General features: G+C 34.0%; 16 protein-coding genes. 5 read left to right on the plus strand and 11 right to left on the minus strand.

Annotation, left to right across the window (positions count from 1 at the left end):
* Window positions 1-72: 72 nt before the first annotated feature.
* Complete coding sequence (sodA, locus tag ACYFX0_RS17790) at window positions 73-699, plus strand: superoxide dismutase [Mn] (RefSeq protein ID WP_000094037.1); 627 nt, start codon at window positions 73-75, stop codon at window positions 697-699.
* 88 nt (window positions 700-787) lie between these two features.
* Here the strand turns inward: sodA and ACYFX0_RS17795 are convergent, their stop codons facing one another.
* Both ACYFX0_RS17795 and ACYFX0_RS17800 read right to left on the minus strand, forming a co-directional pair.
* Window positions 788-1,675: an NAD-dependent epimerase/dehydratase family protein gene (locus ACYFX0_RS17795; protein WP_042596800.1), complete on the minus strand. Its 888-nt coding sequence runs from the start codon at window positions 1,673-1,675 to the stop codon at window positions 788-790.
* A 101-nt stretch (window positions 1,676-1,776) separates the two neighbouring features.
* Complete coding sequence (locus ACYFX0_RS17800) at window positions 1,777-2,367, minus strand: AmiS/UreI family transporter (RefSeq protein WP_000542567.1); 591 nt, start codon at window positions 2,365-2,367, stop codon at window positions 1,777-1,779.
* 371 nt (window positions 2,368-2,738) lie between these two features.
* Here ACYFX0_RS17800 and ACYFX0_RS17805 point away from each other — a divergent pair, with 371 nt between their 5' ends.
* The gene (locus ACYFX0_RS17805; protein ID WP_001128270.1) at window positions 2,739-3,140 is read left to right on the plus strand and encodes a hypothetical protein; all 402 of its coding nucleotides are present in this window, start codon (window positions 2,739-2,741) and stop codon (window positions 3,138-3,140) included.
* Between the two features lie 555 nt (window positions 3,141-3,695).
* Here ACYFX0_RS17805 and galE read toward each other — a convergent pair.
* Complete coding sequence (gene galE, locus ACYFX0_RS17810; protein WP_000996551.1) at window positions 3,696-4,712, minus strand: UDP-glucose 4-epimerase GalE; 1,017 nt, start codon at window positions 4,710-4,712, stop codon at window positions 3,696-3,698.
* A gap of 184 nt (window positions 4,713-4,896) precedes the next feature.
* Window positions 4,897-5,544 (minus strand): PAQR family membrane homeostasis protein TrhA, encoded by a 648-nt coding sequence (gene trhA / locus ACYFX0_RS17815; protein WP_001099726.1) that lies wholly within the window; start codon window positions 5,542-5,544, stop codon window positions 4,897-4,899.
* A gap of 164 nt (window positions 5,545-5,708) precedes the next feature.
* Here trhA and ACYFX0_RS17820 point away from each other — a divergent pair, with 164 nt between their 5' ends.
* The gene (locus tag ACYFX0_RS17820) at window positions 5,709-6,269 is read left to right on the plus strand and encodes a DUF1836 domain-containing protein (protein ID WP_106081715.1); all 561 of its coding nucleotides are present in this window, start codon (window positions 5,709-5,711) and stop codon (window positions 6,267-6,269) included.
* A gap of 40 nt (window positions 6,270-6,309) precedes the next feature.
* Here ACYFX0_RS17820 and ACYFX0_RS17825 read toward each other — a convergent pair whose 3' ends face one another.
* Window positions 6,310-7,755, minus strand: a complete 1,446-nt coding sequence (locus ACYFX0_RS17825; protein WP_000039346.1) for a DEAD/DEAH box helicase — start codon at window positions 7,753-7,755, stop codon at window positions 6,310-6,312.
* Between the two features lie 478 nt (window positions 7,756-8,233).
* Between ACYFX0_RS17825 and guaC the strand changes: the two genes are divergently transcribed.
* The gene (gene guaC, locus ACYFX0_RS17830) at window positions 8,234-9,217 is read left to right on the plus strand and encodes a GMP reductase (protein ID WP_000432438.1); all 984 of its coding nucleotides are present in this window, start codon (window positions 8,234-8,236) and stop codon (window positions 9,215-9,217) included.
* A gap of 136 nt (window positions 9,218-9,353) precedes the next feature.
* Window positions 9,354-11,171, plus strand: coding sequence for an oligoendopeptidase F (pepF, locus tag ACYFX0_RS17835; protein ID WP_106081716.1), 1,818 nt, complete (start codon window positions 9,354-9,356; stop codon window positions 11,169-11,171).
* Window positions 11,172-11,208: 37 nt separating this feature from the next.
* On the opposite strand, the gene ACYFX0_RS17840 is transcribed toward pepF, so the two are convergent.
* The 6 genes from ACYFX0_RS17840 to ACYFX0_RS17865 all read right to left on the minus strand — a co-directional run bounded on the left by ACYFX0_RS17840 (window position 11,209) and on the right by ACYFX0_RS17865 (window position 18,045).
* A complete protein-coding gene (locus ACYFX0_RS17840; protein ID WP_000713633.1) occupies window positions 11,209-12,087 on the minus strand; it encodes a radical SAM/SPASM domain-containing protein in 879 nt (292 codons plus the stop codon).
* Window positions 12,088-12,246: 159 nt separating this feature from the next.
* Window positions 12,247-13,719, minus strand: coding sequence for a WD40/YVTN/BNR-like repeat-containing protein (locus ACYFX0_RS17845; protein WP_000280571.1), 1,473 nt, complete (start codon window positions 13,717-13,719; stop codon window positions 12,247-12,249).
* A gap of 274 nt (window positions 13,720-13,993) precedes the next feature.
* Entirely contained in the window at window positions 13,994-16,012 is a 2,019-nt protein-coding gene (locus tag ACYFX0_RS17850; protein WP_335441634.1) for a GAF domain-containing sensor histidine kinase, read from the minus strand.
* A gap of 79 nt (window positions 16,013-16,091) precedes the next feature.
* Window positions 16,092-16,571 carry a 23S rRNA (pseudouridine(1915)-N(3))-methyltransferase RlmH gene (gene rlmH, locus ACYFX0_RS17855; RefSeq protein ID WP_001027003.1) on the minus strand — a complete coding sequence of 160 codons (480 nt, stop codon included), beginning with the start codon at window positions 16,569-16,571 and terminating at the stop codon, window positions 16,092-16,094.
* A gap of 59 nt (window positions 16,572-16,630) precedes the next feature.
* Complete coding sequence (locus ACYFX0_RS17860; RefSeq protein ID WP_001052827.1) at window positions 16,631-16,816, minus strand: CxxH/CxxC protein; 186 nt, start codon at window positions 16,814-16,816, stop codon at window positions 16,631-16,633.
* Between the two features lie 53 nt (window positions 16,817-16,869).
* A complete protein-coding gene (locus tag ACYFX0_RS17865) occupies window positions 16,870-18,045 on the minus strand; it encodes a S1C family serine protease (RefSeq protein ID WP_000008032.1) in 1,176 nt (391 codons plus the stop codon).
* Window positions 18,046-18,052: the final 7 nt, after the last annotated feature.

Below are 18,052 nucleotides of genomic sequence, written 5' to 3' on the forward strand. Positions count from 1 at the left end.
AATGAGTGTATTTTTGACTCAGGTAAAGTATTTTTACCTAGACCAACTTTTGAATAGAAAGGAGGGAATGTTATGTCTTCATTTCAATTGCCAAAGCTTTCATATGACTATGATGAACTAGAGCCACATATCGATAGCAATACACTTTCCATTCATCATGGAAAGCACCATGCGACATACGTAAACAATTTAAATGCTACTTTAGAAAATTATACTGAATTACATAATAAATCTTTAGAAGAATTGCTATGTAATTTAGATGCTTTACCGAAGGAAATTGTTACAGCTGTACGAAATAACGGTGGTGGTCACTATTGTCATAGTCTTTTTTGGGAAGTGATGAGCCCACGAGGTGGCGGTGAGCCTAATGGAGACGTTGCAAAAGTAATTGATTATTATTTCAATACCTTTGACAACTTAAAAGATCAACTTTCCAAAGCAGCTATTAGTCGTTTTGGAAGTGGCTATGGATGGCTTGTTCTTGACGGTGAGGAACTCTCTGTTATGAGTACACCAAATCAAGATACGCCTTTGCAAGAAGGAAAAATCCCCTTACTCGTAATTGATGTATGGGAACATGCTTATTATTTAAAGTATCAAAATCGGCGCCCCGAGTTTGTTACCAACTGGTGGCATACAGTAAACTGGGACCAAGTAAACGAGAAGTATTTACAAGCAATTCAATCGCAAAAACATTAGTCGTACGTATAAGGTAAATTTGGTAATGTAAAATCAGTATTGTCGAAATCCTCCAGAATCCCCCGGATTGCCACCGGGGGATTTATGATTACTTCATTGTATTTATATAATGTTTTAAAACATTTTTTATTTCTATTTTCAGCTCTCGGAACAAAAATCCAAATTCACGAGCCTTTCCATTATGTAACGTACAGTTAGTTACCTCATTATAAGGAGCTATATTTTCCCCAGCTTCCTGGATAAGTGCTTTTATTGCCGTCTTCTCTTCTATGAAATGAATAATTTCTTCCGTAGAAACTACCCCGTTACTACAGGCGTTAATTGGTCCTTTCACATTTTCCATTCCGCACCAAGCTAGAAACTCTCCTGCCTCTTTTTCATGTATAAATGACAAATTTCCATCTACATGATCCACAACGATAGGGTTTTGGTTCACAACACATTCAACGTAAAATTGTAACCTTTTCGTATAATCATTTTCTCCAATAACAACTGGAAAACGCACTGCAACGACTGGGAATGTTGCATATTGAAATAAAACCGCTTCGGCTAATCGCTTTCCTTCACTATAATTAAAATCATTCCTATCTCCATATGTAATTGCATATTCGTATGGATTAAAGTCCTCTTCTAACAAGCTTAATGCAGGTTCATAGACAGCCATTGAAGATGTCATAATATACTTCTTCGTTTTTCCTTTCAAAACTTCACATACCATTTTCGCTGCATTTGAACTATAGCATAAATTATCGTATACAATATCATAACTTTTTCCTTCTAGACGCTCTTCTAGTAGTTTTCCATCTTCTCTATCGACAATTATTCTTTTTACTGCGTTACCAAAAGAATCTTCAGTAACTCCCCTCGTGGCAATTGTTACATCGTGTCCAGCTTGCAAAAGGTACTCTACTAAATGTTTACCAAAAAATCTTGTTCCTCCTAGCACCAACACTTTCTTCAATTTCATCATCCCCATTTTTGCAATTTATAAAATACTACTTCTTTTATTATAAAAGGCTACTATAAAAAAAGCATGAAATCAGTTTAACGATTCCATGCTTTTATGCAGATAATATATTAACGGACTCTATATTTAAAAATACAATAACAAAAGTACAAAATAGAAATTACTGATACATAAACCCATAGTTCATATACAAATCCCTCTCCCCACACTCCCATAAAATAAAATAGTGAAGGTAAAGTCAATGTTACCCATGATTGTACGAAGGCGATTCTTCCGAGATATTGATTAATATTCTTTTTTTGTGTATTTAGCACAAAGAATAAGTACCAAAGTAATGCCCACATAAACCATGTTAACGCATTAACAACATCATGAAATTGAACAAATGAAACAACCATATAGAATAAGGCTATAATTGCTACCCAAATACAAAACCATCCTAGACCACTACTATCCATTCCCTTTATAAAAGTAACACCTACATATAAATAGGTTAATCCAAATAAGAAAGTAGCCGCATATGAATACACTGTCCAATTGCTTTGGTCAGAAATCATGATCAAATAAAACGGAATAATAATTTGTAGTGCACCCACAAATAAATTAAAAACACCCGCACTTTTCATCTCTGCTTTCCCTAATATAACAAGACTATTTAAAAATAAAGCTGCCCCTGAAAGTAATAATCCTACATAACCCATATATACTCGTGTGAAAATCTTTACCTTTCACACTTTTAACCTCCCCACACTATAAAGTGATACTTATATTATTTTTCTTCCCATTTAAAACTACATACATAATTTTTCATCTATATAAGTCAGACCTCCTACCTTAAAAAGGAGCGAACTTAAAACGCTTTCAATAATAAATAATCCTATCAAAACATGAACTAGGATTCCTTGATTATAAACGGACTCTAGCGATGATACAAGTGTTGGAATACATTTCAATAATACGCTTTCAATTTCCATAAAAAATGAATAAAATAATACATTCCTCTATCTCATTCTACTACCTTCTAGCATAAGATATTGTAAAATCCTATCATTTTAAGAAAGGTTTGATATTTATGCCTCTTCATTATCCAAATCATTCTGTTTTTCACTCTACAGGTGTATTAACAAGAGAACCTGCAACTATTTCAGCAGTCATAAACATTGTAAATTTAGATGCATATTACGCTCACTATGTAAATATAGAAGTGTGGGATTGGTCTAATTATTCTAATCCTGTAAAGTTACCTGTATTAATTGGTGAAAATGCAGAAGTAGAATTCCCATATGTTTTACAAGGCAATCATCTCGCAGTCTTTTATGCTAATTTAGATGAGACTATTGATTTGTATGAAATACGTATTTCTTATCCCGCTCACTCCAATATTATTGCAAATTGTTTCGGACGAAGTCTCCCACCATATACAAGTCAAGAGGGAAACACAGTATATCACAAACAACTTGTTCGAATTCATTAATTCCTCCTATTATGTAATAGGTGGTGGTCCGTAATACATTCTTTCTTATGAGAAAATTGTATTACGGACCTAAAACGCGATAGTAACCCTTAACAGTTTTTGATTGTTTCAAATCCTCAATTTTGTATAAGGAATAGGCTTGAATCAAAACCTTTAATTTCTTTTAATAAATTTACATATGCTCGCTGAAATTGCTCTTGTGTTGCTGGCTGATCATAAAATAAAACTTTAATCAGTTGGGGTTTTACAGGCAGTTGATCCCTCATCTATATCCTTTCCGATAATTTTCCTTATTTATAACAATACCTTTGTAGCACTTTTCAATCTTTATTCACTTACTACTAGGCTATATTAAATACACTTTCGTTCTAAGACGAGAAATAGAGCGCATACTTAATAATCAATACCTTTACTAATATTGAAAGTATCGATTCCTACACGTGTTGCCAGTCAAATATTCCTATAAAACAGGGAACGTTCTTTTCTAGGTTAGGTAATAAACTTAATAAAAAATGACCTCTTGCTTTTAAGCAAAGGTCATTTTTTTATTCATCATTAAACTTCTAAATAGCCATTTTTATTATTTGATTGCCATTTCCAAGAATCTGCACACATCTCTTCTAATCCGCGTGTTGCCTCCCAGCCTAATTCACGCTTTGCTTTCGATGCATCAGCAAAACATACTGCCACATCACCTGGGCGACGCTCTGTGATTTTATAAGGAACTTTCTTGCCCGAAACTTTTTCAAATGCTTCAACCATCTCTAGTACACTATAGCCCATGCCTGTGCCCAGGTTATAAGCATCTACTCCTGTTGTACTCATTACTTTCTCAAGCGCCTTTACGTGACCATTTGCTAAGTCCACAACATGGATGTAATCACGGACTCCTGTTCCATCTTTCGTTGGATAGTCATTTCCGAATACACTTAATTCTTTTAACTTACCTACTGCTACTTGCGTTACATATGGCATTAAGTTATTTGGGATTCCATTTGGATCTTCTCCGATACGCCCACTTTCGTGTGCACCAAATGGATTGAAATAGCGAAGTAATGCGATACCCCATTCTGCATCTGCAAATGCTACATCACGCATAATTTGCTCAATCATTAATTTCGTTTGACCATATGGATTTGTTGCACTTAATGGAAACTCCTCCGTAATCGGTGACGTTTCCGGGATACCATATACAGTTGCAGATGAACTAAAGATCATCTTCTTTACATTATGTTTCTGCATTACTTCACATAGCACTAACGTGCTTGTAATGTTGTTATGATAATATGTTAATGGAATCGCTACTGACTCCCCTACAGCTTTAAATCCTGCAAAGTGAATAACTGCTTCAATTACATTTTCTTCAAAAATTGCGTCAAGCGCTTCGCGATTTAAAACATCTTCTTTATAAAACTTAAATTGTTTTCCTGTTATTTCTTTCACTCGATTTATGGATTCTACCGAGCTATTCGAAAGATTATCCACTACTATAACTTCGTAACCGCTATTTAGTAATTCTACACATGTATGACTACCAATATATCCTGCTCCACCTGTTACAAGTATTGCCATAATTATAGTCCTCCATATTTCATTCATTATAAACTTCTCAAAGTATATCACATATTTCTTATCCTATGTTTAACATGCGAACACAGAAACTTACATTTTATCCCATAATAATTTTATAACATATACGATTCTAATCAGGTAATAAAAAAACGCCACATAATAAAAATTATGTGGCGTTTTTTTATTAAATTACGTAACAATATACACTTAGAAAATGCGCAAGACTACCTAATAATACAAAAACATGAAAAATTTCATGATGTCCCATATATTTAAACTCTAGCCATTTTGGCTTTGTGCCATAAATAAATCCACCAATTGTATAAAAAATGCCCCCAAGTACTAAGAAAACAATACCTCCTGTACTTAAATTCTCAGCTAACGGTGCAAAGAACAAAACAATTAACCAACCCATCGTAATATAAATTGCTGTCGATAACCATCTTGGACAATTAAACCAAAACATTTTAAACACAATACCACAAATCGCAGTTGCATAGACTAAACAAAATAATAGCAAACCACTTGCTGAATTTAATGTAATTAAGCAAAAGGGTGCATATGTACCTGCAATTAATATAAAAATCATAGAATGATCTAGCTTCCTAAAGAAGTAAATAACACGTTCATTGGCCACAACACTATGATACACAGCTGACGCCGCATAAAGGACCATCATTCCAATACCAAACAAAATAACAGCTGTAATTGCAGCAAATGATGGCATCTTAATAGAAACTTTCACAAGCATAGCTAATAAGGCAATAAATGATAAGATCGCTCCACCTAAGTGAGTAAATGCGTTAACTGGTTCCCTTACATAAGTATTCATAATAACACCCCTCATATAATTACATGTAGTTTTTATAACTACATGTAATTATATACACATTTCTTTTTAAGGTCAACATTTACAATTCATTTGTTTCGTAATACCATATTTAAAGATATATTAAACATTAAGTTCCACTAAGTTATAAAAGTGAGGGATTCTACGTGGAAAATATAAATGAATTACTTGAGACATTACATTTAGAAAAAAATATTAAACTTGAGGATATTCCAAATGTTGACTTATATGTAGACCAAGTTGTCCAACTATTTGAGAATACTTATGCAGATACAACGAGAACTGATGATGAAAAAGTATTAACAAAAACGATGATTAATAATTACGCAAAAGGGAAACTATTCATCCCTATCAAAAATAAAAAGTATTCAAAAGAGCATATGATTTTAATTAGCCTGATTTACCAATTAAAGGGAGCTCTCTCCATTAACGACATAAAAAGTTCATTAGAAAATATAAATGACTCCTTATTAAACGATGATTCATTTGAATTAAATGCGTTATATAAAAATTATCTTGCTCTTACTGCAAGCAATGTCGAAAACTTTAAACAAGACGTAAATAAACGTGTTACAGAAGTAAATGAGATTTCTTCCTTAGAAGGTACAAAGCTAGAAAAATTTCTACTATTAACATCCTTCGTGACTATGAGTAATATGTATAGACGTTTAGCAGAGCAACTAGTTGATGATTTGAAAAAATCATAAATAAAAAACTATCCACCTATTAAAGTGGATAGTTTTTTATTTACTTAATTGCCTCATGAACTTTTAATTGTTTCCCTTTAATCGTTGTAGTCTTCATGACTTTCAAGACAAGTGGTCCTTTTCCATTTAATATTTCAACGTAAGAAACGTTATCTTGTATCGTAATAATGCCTATATCTTCTGCTGTAACACCTTTAATTTTAGCAATTGTACCGACGAAATCTACCGCTCTAATTTTCTTTTTCTTCCCGCCATTAAAGTACAGCTTCATAATTCCTTTGTTTATGTCCGCATTTTTATCTTTCTTAATAATTGGTTTAGCATGTATCTTTTCTTCAAATGCAGCTTTCTCTTTCATAACTTCTTCTTTTGAAGGTCCAATTGCCTTTGGAATTTCAAAACCAATATAATCCTCAATCTCTTCTAAAAATCTATTTTCATATGGTGTTATAAATGTAATAGCTTTTCCACTATTTCCAGCTCGTCCCGTTCTTCCAGTACGATGTACATAGCTTTCTTTTTCAAGTGGAATATCATAATTAATAACATGTGTAATATTATCAATATCAATTCCTCTCGCAGCTACGTCTGTTGCTACTAAATAACGGAATTTTCCTTTTCTAAAATCATCCATGACTTCAAAACGATCTTCTTGTACCATACCACCATGTATTTTGTCACAAGGATAATTAGCTCGTTTTAGCTGTCTATATACATGATCTACATTTTCTTGTGTACGGCAGAAAATAATACAACTATCAGGATTCTCAATCATTGTTACATCTTTAAGTAGTGAAAACTTCTCGTCTTCTATCGCCTCAAAAAGAGTATGTTCAATTTTATCCGTTGTAATCCCAGCTGCTTTAATTTCAATATGAGTTGGTGAATTCATATATGTACGAGACAATTTTTCAACATCTTCTGGAAGTGTTGCTGAAAATAACATTGTCATTCTTTTTGTAGGTAATTCATCAATAATTGCCTCTACTTGATCGATAAAGCCCATATTTAGCATCTCATCTGCTTCATCAATAACTAAATACTTCAAACACTCTAAAGAAAGGGTACCCTTCTCAATATGATCCAATACACGACCAGGAGTCCCAACTACAATGTGTGTCTTTTGCTTTAATTCTAATTTTTGACGTGCAAATGGAGATTTCCCATAAACTGCCGCAGCCTTAATCCTTTTGAATCGACCTATATTTGTAATATCTTCTTTTACCTGCACCGCAAGCTCTCTCGTTGGTGTTAAAACTAATGCTTGTGGTTTATTCTCTTCCCACTCCACCATTTCACAAAGTGGAATACCAAATGAAGCTGTTTTTCCACTTCCAGTCTGAGACTTCACAACAAGATCCTTCTTTTGTAATGCGACCGGAATAACCTCACCTTGTACTTCTGTTGGATGATCATATCCTAACCCAGTAAGTGCCCTTACAATTTCCTTACTTAATTTATAATCAGAAAAACTTTTTTTACTCATATATTAACCTCATTTTATTATGTATTATTTTCTTTTTTATCTTTTGTATACGTTACTATTACCCTACTTATTATACTTGAAACCTTACATAAAAAGGTGGTTCATACCAGATTCCTCTTTTTATATAGAAATAAACCTTATCATTTCATATATTGTTCAACTAATTGATAACATCTTTTGCTCGTATTGTTAGCATTGACTCTTTCATGGTATCCTCCATCCCACTCCAAAAAAATAAAAAGAATACATACAACCTTATATAATTATCTCAACTTTTCAATCTTTACCATAAACGAACAATATAAATAAAAATACATTTTAAATTCGTTTTTAACGTTATTTTTCAGATGTAACATCTAGTTTTTCAAAAAATGTTAAGAAATCCTTTGACTTCTTAATAAAAATAATGTAAATTATCCTATGGACGAACATTTTTGATTAATAAAAATAAAATATTCGTATTTTAGGGGTGTAAATGATGGAAAACGTATTCGACTATGAAGATATTCAATTAATTCCTGCAAAATGTATTGTAAATAGCCGCTCTGAATGTGATACAACTGTCACTTTAGGAAAACATAAATTTAAATTACCTGTCGTGCCTGCAAATATGCAAACGATTATTGATGAAAGAATCGCAACTTATTTAGCTGAAAACAATTACTTCTATATCATGCATCGTTTCCAACCAGAGAAACGAATCTCATTCATTAGAGATATGCAATCACGTGGATTAATCGCTTCTATCAGCGTTGGTGTAAAAGAGGACGAATATGAATTCGTACAACAATTAGCTGCTGAGCAAATTACACCTGAATATATCACGATTGATATCGCACACGGTCATTCTAATGCTGTGATCAACATGATTCAACATATAAAAAAGCATTTACCAGAGAGCTTCGTTATCGCTGGAAACGTTGGAACTCCAGAAGCGGTAAGAGAATTAGAAAATGCTGGTGCTGATGCAACAAAAGTTGGTATTGGACCTGGTAAAGTTTGTATTACTAAAATTAAAACAGGCTTCGGAACTGGTGGTTGGCAGCTAGCTGCACTTCGCTGGTGTGCAAAAGCTGCAAGTAAGCCAATTATCGCTGATGGTGGTATTCGTACACACGGCGACGTAGCTAAATCTATTCGATTTGGGGCAACTATGGTCATGATCGGTTCTCTATTCGCTGGTCACGAAGAGTCTCCAGGGGAAACAATCGAAAGAGATGGCAAACTTTATAAAGAATACTTCGGTTCTGCTTCTGAATTCCAAAAGGGTGAGAAGAAAAACGTTGAAGGTAAGAAAATGTTCGTTGAGCATAAAGGTTCTTTAGAAGATACGTTAATCGAAATGGAACAAGATCTTCAATCTTCTATCTCTTACGCTGGCGGAACAAAATTAGATGCTATTCGTACTGTAGATTATGTTGTCGTGAAAAACTCGATTTTCAACGGCGATAAAGTATATTAATTCTTAAATTTAAAAAGAAGGACAAGCATAAAAGTGCTTGTCCTTCTTTTTAATATATAAAAACATAAAATATTTTTATTTTACTGAATTTTCTAGTATCATGTTTTTAAATAGTCTTAATGAGGAGGAGATAGACTTGAAAAATGTAATGGAAAATCGCCTTAATCGCGCAGAGGTGCCTGCTGAACTAACATGGGATTTATCCGATTTGTATAATTCTGATGCCGAATGGCATACCGCATTAAACGTATTAGAAAATGATATACAGAAACTTGATACATTTAAAGGACGTTTACATACCAACTCCACAACTTTATTAAATTGCCTACTTTTAGAAGAAGAGCTTTTAATGAAGTTAACAAAACTGTATTCATATGCAAATTTAAAAGAATCTACTGATCGTACAAATCCAGTTATTCAAGCGAACTCTTCCAAAATGTCTGCTTTATGGACGAAAGTACATACTGCACTATCCTTTATCCATAATGAAATTCTCTCACTTGAAGAAGGAACAATTGAAAAATATTTAACTGACGAAACAAAACTTGAACCTTTCCGTAAGTCGTTACTAGAGATACTCAAAAAAAGGCAGCACACTCTCTCTCCTGAAACAGAAGAAGCACTTGCTGCACTTGGCGAAGTTCATAGTTCTCCATACAAAATTTACGGCATGACTAAATTGGCCGATATGGATTTCACTTCTATACAAGACGAACAAGGAAACGAACTCCCTGTTTCATTCTCATTATTTGAAAGCAAATATGAATTTTCTCCAAGCACATATATACGTCGAAAAGCATATTCATCATTTGTTTCCACACTAAAACAATATAAAAATACAATTGCCACAACATATGCTACTGAAGTTAAAAAACAAGTAACACTTTCTCGTTTACGTAAATATGAATCCGTTACCCATATGCTATTAGAACCACAAAGAGTTCCACTTGAAATGTATAACAACCAACTTGATATTATTTATAAAGAATTAGCACCTCATATGCGCCGTTTTGCAGATTTAAAAAAGAAAGTATTAGGACTCGATCAAATGCTTTTCTGCGACTTACATGCACCTTTAGATCCCGAATTTAATCCAGCTATTACTTATGAAGAAGCAGGCACGCTCATTCAAGATTCTTTAAAAGTATTAGGCGATGAATATAGTTCAATAATCCAAAAAGGATTCAAAGAAAGATGGGTAGATCTTGCAGATAACGTAGGCAAATCAACCGGGGCATTTTGCTCAAGTCCATACGGCTCTCATCCCTATATTTTAATTACATGGCAAAATACGATGCGTGGATGCTTCACATTAGCACATGAATTTGGACATGCTGGTCATTTCTATTTAGCAAATAAAAACCAACGTATCATGAACGTACGCCCATCTATGTACTTTGTTGAAGCACCATCAACTATGAATGAATTACTATTAGCTCAGCATTTACTAGCGACTACTGACGATAAGAGAATGCGCAGATGGGTCATTCTACAACTACTCGGCACATATTATCACAACTTTGTTACTCATTTACTTGAGGGTGAATATCAACGTAGGGTATATGCTCTAGCAGAAGAAGGACAGGCCCTTACAGCTACAACTTTAACTGAAATTAAAACAAATGTCCTTTCGACATTCTGGGGAGATTCTGTAGAAATCGATGAAGGTGCGGGCTTAACTTGGATGCGTCAGCCTCATTATTATATGGGTCTATATTCTTACACATATTCCGCAGGCCTCACTACAGCTACTGCAATAGCTCAAATGATTAAAGAGGAAGGACAACCTGCTATTGATCGCTGGTTAGATGTGCTTCGCGCTGGTGGTACAATGAAACCACTTGAACTAATGAAACATGCCGGAGTAGATATGTCAAAATCAGATGCAATCCGTAAAGCTGTTTCTTACGTTGGTTCATTAATTGATGAATTAGAGCATTCTTATCAAGAATAAAAAATAAGCCCTCGCTTTATGAGGGCTTATTTCATATTTACTTCCCAAACCTTTTACGATATCCACATTTCCTACAAAGCTCTTCAACCGCAACTCTTTTTGAAAATCCATCGACAATGTTTGTTGCTCTTTCACCTTCTATAATGTTAGAAAATGAATCATTATTAATATTTCCAAGGTTAATAATCCCTTCACCATCTAAACAACAAGGAATAACCGTCCCATTCGCTAAAATCCCTGCCTGATTACGAAGTCCATGACAGAATCCTTTCCCATCATCCTCTTCTTCATGTAATGCTGGCCACTGGAATTCATAGTCTTGATTAATAAAGACACGTTCTGCAATTTTTATACCTTTTCCTGGTGTAAGCTTCTCTTCAATCTGATAAGATAGATCAAATTCATTTTCAATTATGGATAATAACTCTCTATTTTTCTGGATTTCAGCATTTGTTTTATTATCCTGAGTTAAATTCCATAACCTTAACGATACAATTAAATCTGATTGACTTGTCGCTTCCCTAATGAAGGAAAGTATACTCCTTACATAGCCCTCTTTATCTTGCGAACCTGGGTGTCCATCAAAACTATGCAGTGAAAAATTCATTTGTCTTAACGCGGGCTTATTTAACAGCCTATGCCTTCTCTTATTAATTAACGTTCCGTTCGTTGTAATATTAACTTTAAACCCTTTTTCATGACTTAAGTCTAATAGCTGATCTATTTTCGGATGGAGCAACGGCTCACCCTTCACGTGCAAATAAATGTAGTCTGTGTGAGGTTTAATTTGGTCTAATCTTTTAGCAAAATCCTCTACAGAAATGAATTGCTTCTGCCTTTCCGTCGGCGGACAAAAGCTACACGCAAGATTACACACACTCGTAATCTCCAAGTAAAACTTCTTAAACTTCTTCACCTTTAATTCCTCACTTCTCTAACTACTTATACTTTTTCCTCTTCATATTACAGCATATTTTTATAGAAATAGAAACATACTTATTTTAGGAAATGTACATACCATCTAATAATGTTTAAAAGACCATCGGTAATTTTTGTCCAATGGTCTTTCCCACTATTAATTATCTTTAACCTCTTTTACATACTCCCATGTTTCACCTTGATCTTTTGATTGATAAAGTATACTACTATTACCATTGTAGTCTCCATCTGCTCCTTGCCCTACTAGCATGTTAAAAACTCCATCCTTCTCATAAGGCATATTAGGAAAATCAAACGGATTTATTGCCTGTCCACTTTCTAGTTTCACTTCATAATTTGTATAGCTCAACTTTTTAAAAGTTATACCCCCATCATCTGTACGGTATAACCTCCCTTCATTTCCAGAGGGTCTGGCTGCCCTTAAAAATCCGAGCTTTTCATTAAAAAAGATGATTCCTGATGCACTACCTACCGCTTCATTGAACGGGTCTTCATTTATAACTCCCCATGTTTCCCCTCCATCAATTGTCTTGCTTAGTGAATAAAAGGTGCTCCCTAATGCTTTATCTGTGACATCTAGTTTATAACCAACTTCTTTTGAAAAGTAAAATTGCTCATTATTATTAGTTAAATTCTTCTTTTTCTTTTTAGAACTACTTTCCTTACTCCAATTTGGGTCACCTAGTAAATTATATCTAGCAGGTACTACCTCTTTCTCTTTTCCAGGGATAAATATAGATACCGTATATCCAATTATTTCGGACTTTGCTTCTTCAAGCTTCTCTAATTTCCCATCTTTATTAATATTAATAATTCCTTCTCTGTTGTAACCCCAGTTCCTTTTCCCATAATAGACCAGCCCATACTTATCTTCATTCCACTTACTTACAGTTTGTTTAACTGGAATGGCTTGAACTGTTTTAATTAAAGGTTTTACTAATTTATCTTCATTATAATCAGCGTTAACATACCCATTTAATCCTACAAAAATATCTTTTGATTTATTTTTATTATAAGATATTAAGTAGCTTTCCTCTTTTCCAGCAGCATTTTTCCCATAAAGAAAAGTATCAAATGATGTAATTGTTCCATCTGATTTAAATTCCAAAGTAAAATCATCCGACATATATAACTTCTTTGGCAAAGTATATTTCTTATTTATATCTTCAAAAATGCCCTCTACACCATACTTATATATATTATCACGCTCAAGTTTAACTGATCTTTCGTTTTTTACGCTTTCTATAAACCATGCTAGTTTACCGCCATAATTCGTTGCACTTTTATAAATTTTTATCCCATAAAAAGACGTTATAAGGATAAGTATTAGAACAGAAATGTATTTCCATCCCTTTACATTTAATAATTTGGATGATTCGCGTTCCCTATTTTTCACAATTTTAATTGTAGTAAATATAATGATAAGTATTAGAAATGCTATAGATAATAACCAAATATAAATATTATTATTCATTCTCCCATACATACATAATAAAGCTAACTCATAACAAAAAATCCAGTATACGATTATTACTAATGGATTTTTTAGTAATGATGCCAATATTTTTTTCATATCTTCCTTAAATATGTTAATCCCCCCTAAGTACATCTAATACTTCTTTTTTCCTATATTGAGTATACTTGATTTCACCAGGCACTTGCATACCCCCATATTTACTGTACATCTTCATTACATATCGGTTAAATCTAAAATAATAAAATGCGTATAAAAAAGCACTCTATCTTGTAAAGATAAGTGCTTTTTTCTTGATTATATTTTTTATTCAATATACAGCCAATAATACTTCATGTTGGTACACAAGGCATGATTAATTTCGGATCAATATTTATGATACAGTTCACCGTAACTAATCTAAATAAGTTTACTTTTTATTATCTTTATAATTGAATTTAACAAAAAAGGTAGTGCCTTCCGATCCTGTTTGAATTTCTATTTTTGCATTATGGCGGGCAGCAATGGCATAACATACACCTAACCCCAATCCAGTTCCATTATCTTTGGTCGTGTAAAATGGCGTACCCAGTTTCTCTAAGACTTCAGGCCTGATACCTTTTCCTTGATCGTGCACTGCAAGCACCACACAATTTTGACCTTCCTTGTAGGTGCTAATGGTTAGAACTTTCCCTGTATTCATCGCTTCTAAGCCATTACGATATAGATTCATTAATAATTGCCGTATCTCATTACGATTTAAAAGTAATTCCGGAATGTCATTTGTATCGACTTGAATATATTTATTTTGATTATACGTATCAATCTTTATTAAAGGGATAATATCGCGGATAATTGAATTTAAATCTAACATCTGCAAATCTAATTTCCTTGTATTACCCATTGAGAGAAATTCAGTAATAATAGAATTGGCACGGTTAAGTTCTTCAATCATTAAATGAAAGTACTTATTATGTTTCTCATAGGTATTCTCTTCTTTTAATAACTGCAAAAATCCTAGTACCGTTGTCATTGGATTTCTAATTTCATGGCTGATACCTGCTGCCATTTGCCCTATTAAATCAATGTTAGATAATCTTTTCAATTCCTGTTCATATTTCTTTTTTTCCGTTATGTTTTTAAAAATACAGCAAATACCATCATCATACGGGTATGCAATAACTTCGTGCCAATATTCATCTGCAGTAGAAAGAAATTCGAAATGAACTGTAGTTCGCTCTGACATCGCACGATGAAATTCCTTATACATAACTGTGTCGATGTCACTCGGGAAAACATCCCATATATTCTTTCCTAATACATCTTTTGCTGTTTTTCTTTGCGGAAAATATTGGTGCTTATTTACGTACGTAAATTCCCATTTATTATTTAAAGTAAAGAATCCATCCGTAATACATTCAATCACACTTGTAACTTTTTCATTAGCAGCAGCTAGCTCTCCCGTTCGCTCTTTCACTATGCTTTCTAGTTGATCCATATATAACAAATTTGAAAACGTAGGGGCTGTGGCATCAACGATAGATTTTGCTAGTTGAATTTGAGAATTATCGTAATTGTGAGCTTTTCCTTCTTTGCCAACGACGATTACCCCTAATACTTCTCCCACTGAAACCAATGGAATCATCAATAGATCCTTACTATCTATATTTTTTGTTTGAATAACCTCTTGGATCTTGGCTTCATAGCTTTTCTCTGTCCGATCCGCTTCTGTCCAATCACAGCCCTTACTTAATTTCGTTGTTTTAATCGTTGTTTTATCTAGCGGATCTAGAAGATGGGCAGTCATATTTTTACTCTCTAAAATCTGTTCTAAGTAAAAAAAGCATTTATCAAAACTCTCCTGTATCGAAGAACACATTGATAAATCACGGGTAACATTTAGTAACAGCTGCTTCTCAGCAATAAGGTTTTCCTTTTGTGTTAAATTATTTGCGTTTTGAATTGCGACCGCGGCCATATTTACATAAGCTTCAACACTTTGAATTTCTGAATCTGTTAAGTTCATCGGAATCCCATAATCAAATAAAAAAACCAGACCAAATAACTCTTGCCTAAATGAGATAGGCAGAGCTAATAAGGACTTAATTTTAAACGCATCAACTGGTCTCGGATCTGGTCGATGATCCTTTGAGGTATCAGGAATATAGATGGTTTTTTTCGTTTCAATAACTTCTTTTGCCAGTAAGTCTATTTCAGGATCAATTACCTGAGTATCGAGCGTTACGCCATTTATGGTCTCTGGTTTTCCTGCAAACCCTCTAAATGTTCCATCTTCCTGTGGTAAATAAATTCCAACAGCATCGCACCTAACAATCTCCTCTGATATCGCCATTGTCACACGCTGCAATACTTCACGTAGTTCTAATTTCGTATTTATTATTTTTGTTATATTCGCGAGCCTAGAATATCTCGTCTGATCACTTACCATTCACATAGCCTCCAGTTATAGGCATAATAAAATAAATATGATAATATCAGTGTCTTACCTTTATTTTACATAGAATATCTTACTTATGATACGGTTCCCCACGATTAATCCGAAACGCTCTATACACTTGTTCAAGCAATACTAATCGCATTAATTGGTGTGGTAATGTCATCTTTGAAAAAGAAAGTGATTCATTTGAACGCTTCATCACTTCTGAACTTAGTCCGAGTGATCCACCAATTACAAATGCGACTTTACTCTTTCCGTATGTAGCAAGGCGATCTAGACTTACCGCAAATTCTTCTGATGACTTTTGCTTTCCTTCTATAGCTAATGCAATCACATGCGTGTCATCAGAAATTTTATCCAGTATACGTATACCTTCTTTTTCCTTTACAATTAACATTTCTGCTTCACTTAAATTTTCTGGCGCCTTTTCATCGGGCAATTCAATTACTTCTACTTTTGCGTATGCTGATAATCGTTTTAAGTATTCTGCTATACCTTGTTTCAAATATTTTTCTTTTAATTTCCCAATTGAAATAATCGAGATATTCACACGTATCATCCACCTTACAAACATGTTATCCACAAAACTTATCCACATATCCACAAACACTACCCACATATTGTGTGAGAATCTGTGTTCGATACAACATATGTCGCCTCATTTTGACAAAATTCACATGTTTTTTTCTCTTTTTCTGAGTTATCCACATTGTTGATAACCGGCGCAACTTCACACTCATCCACAATAATATCTAACGCTAATTCAACATGTTCTAAACAACAAGGTAAATTCATTTTCTTCACCTCACTTTTCTACAATAGAAAACAGGAGGTAGGCCCTCCTGTTTTTAATACTTTTGAATGCCTAATTTCACTGTTGTTGTTACTCTTTTTGTACCACGATAAAACGTAAGAGTCATTTTATCATTAATTTCCTTATCATATAAGGCCGTGCGGAATCCAATAATATCGCGAATCGGTTTTCCATCTACTGCCACAATAACATCATGTTCTCTTAAACCAGCATCTGCGCCTGGCGAAGGACTTTTCACATCCAAAATACAAACCCCTTCTGTTACAGTACCTGGTAAATGTAATGTTTTTGACCAATAATAGTTTGGAATTTCATTTAATGACCTAAGTTCAATCCCAACATACGGCCTTCTTACTTTTCCATACTTCTCAAGTTCATTCATAATCGGAACAGCCCTAGTCACCGGAATAGCAAGTCCGATTCCTTCTACTTCTTTTGCAGCAATTTTCATTGAATTAATACCAATTAATTGTCCTGCTGCATTTACAAGCGCACCGCCACTATTCCCCGGATTAATCGCCGCATCCGTTTGTAACACTTCTACTTGCCAATCATAGTGTCCATCTTGATCTAAATCTACAGGGACAATACGTTCATTAGCTGAAATAATACCTTGTGTAACAGTTCCAGAGAATTGCAGTCCGAGTGGATTTCCAATCGCAATGACTGGCTCTCCTCTGCGAACAGTATTAGAATCGCCGATTTCAATTATTTTTTTCACATGCTTTGCATCTATTTCTAATACAGCTAAATCTGTGACTACATCGGTTCCTAATACTTTTCCAGGAACCTTCTTACCGTCACTTAAACTTACTTCAATACGATTCGCTCCAGCTACAACATGATTATTCGTTACAATATAAGCTTGACCATTTGTCTTTTTATAAATTACTCCTGATCCTGTACCAGCCTCTGAATCTGCCTCTGAAAAGTTATCTCGTTGAATGTTAATAACGCCCACAACAGCTTCAGATGCACGGTCAACAGCATCTACAAAGCTAATCTGTTTAATTCCTTGAGCTTCGGCCATATTACTTCCGCTTGCTTCAGCTTGCGGAAGCGTATCAGCAGAATTTGAAAATAAAGGAGCTCCAAACGCAAATAAAGAAGCTCCTACAATTGTTCCCGCTATACTAGAAAGAACTATACCTTTATGCTTCTTTTTCCCTGCACGTTTCATACGATAATTTTCTTCATCAATAAAGGACATATTTGTT

Source organism: Bacillus sp. NEAU-Y102 (assembly GCF_054788175.1).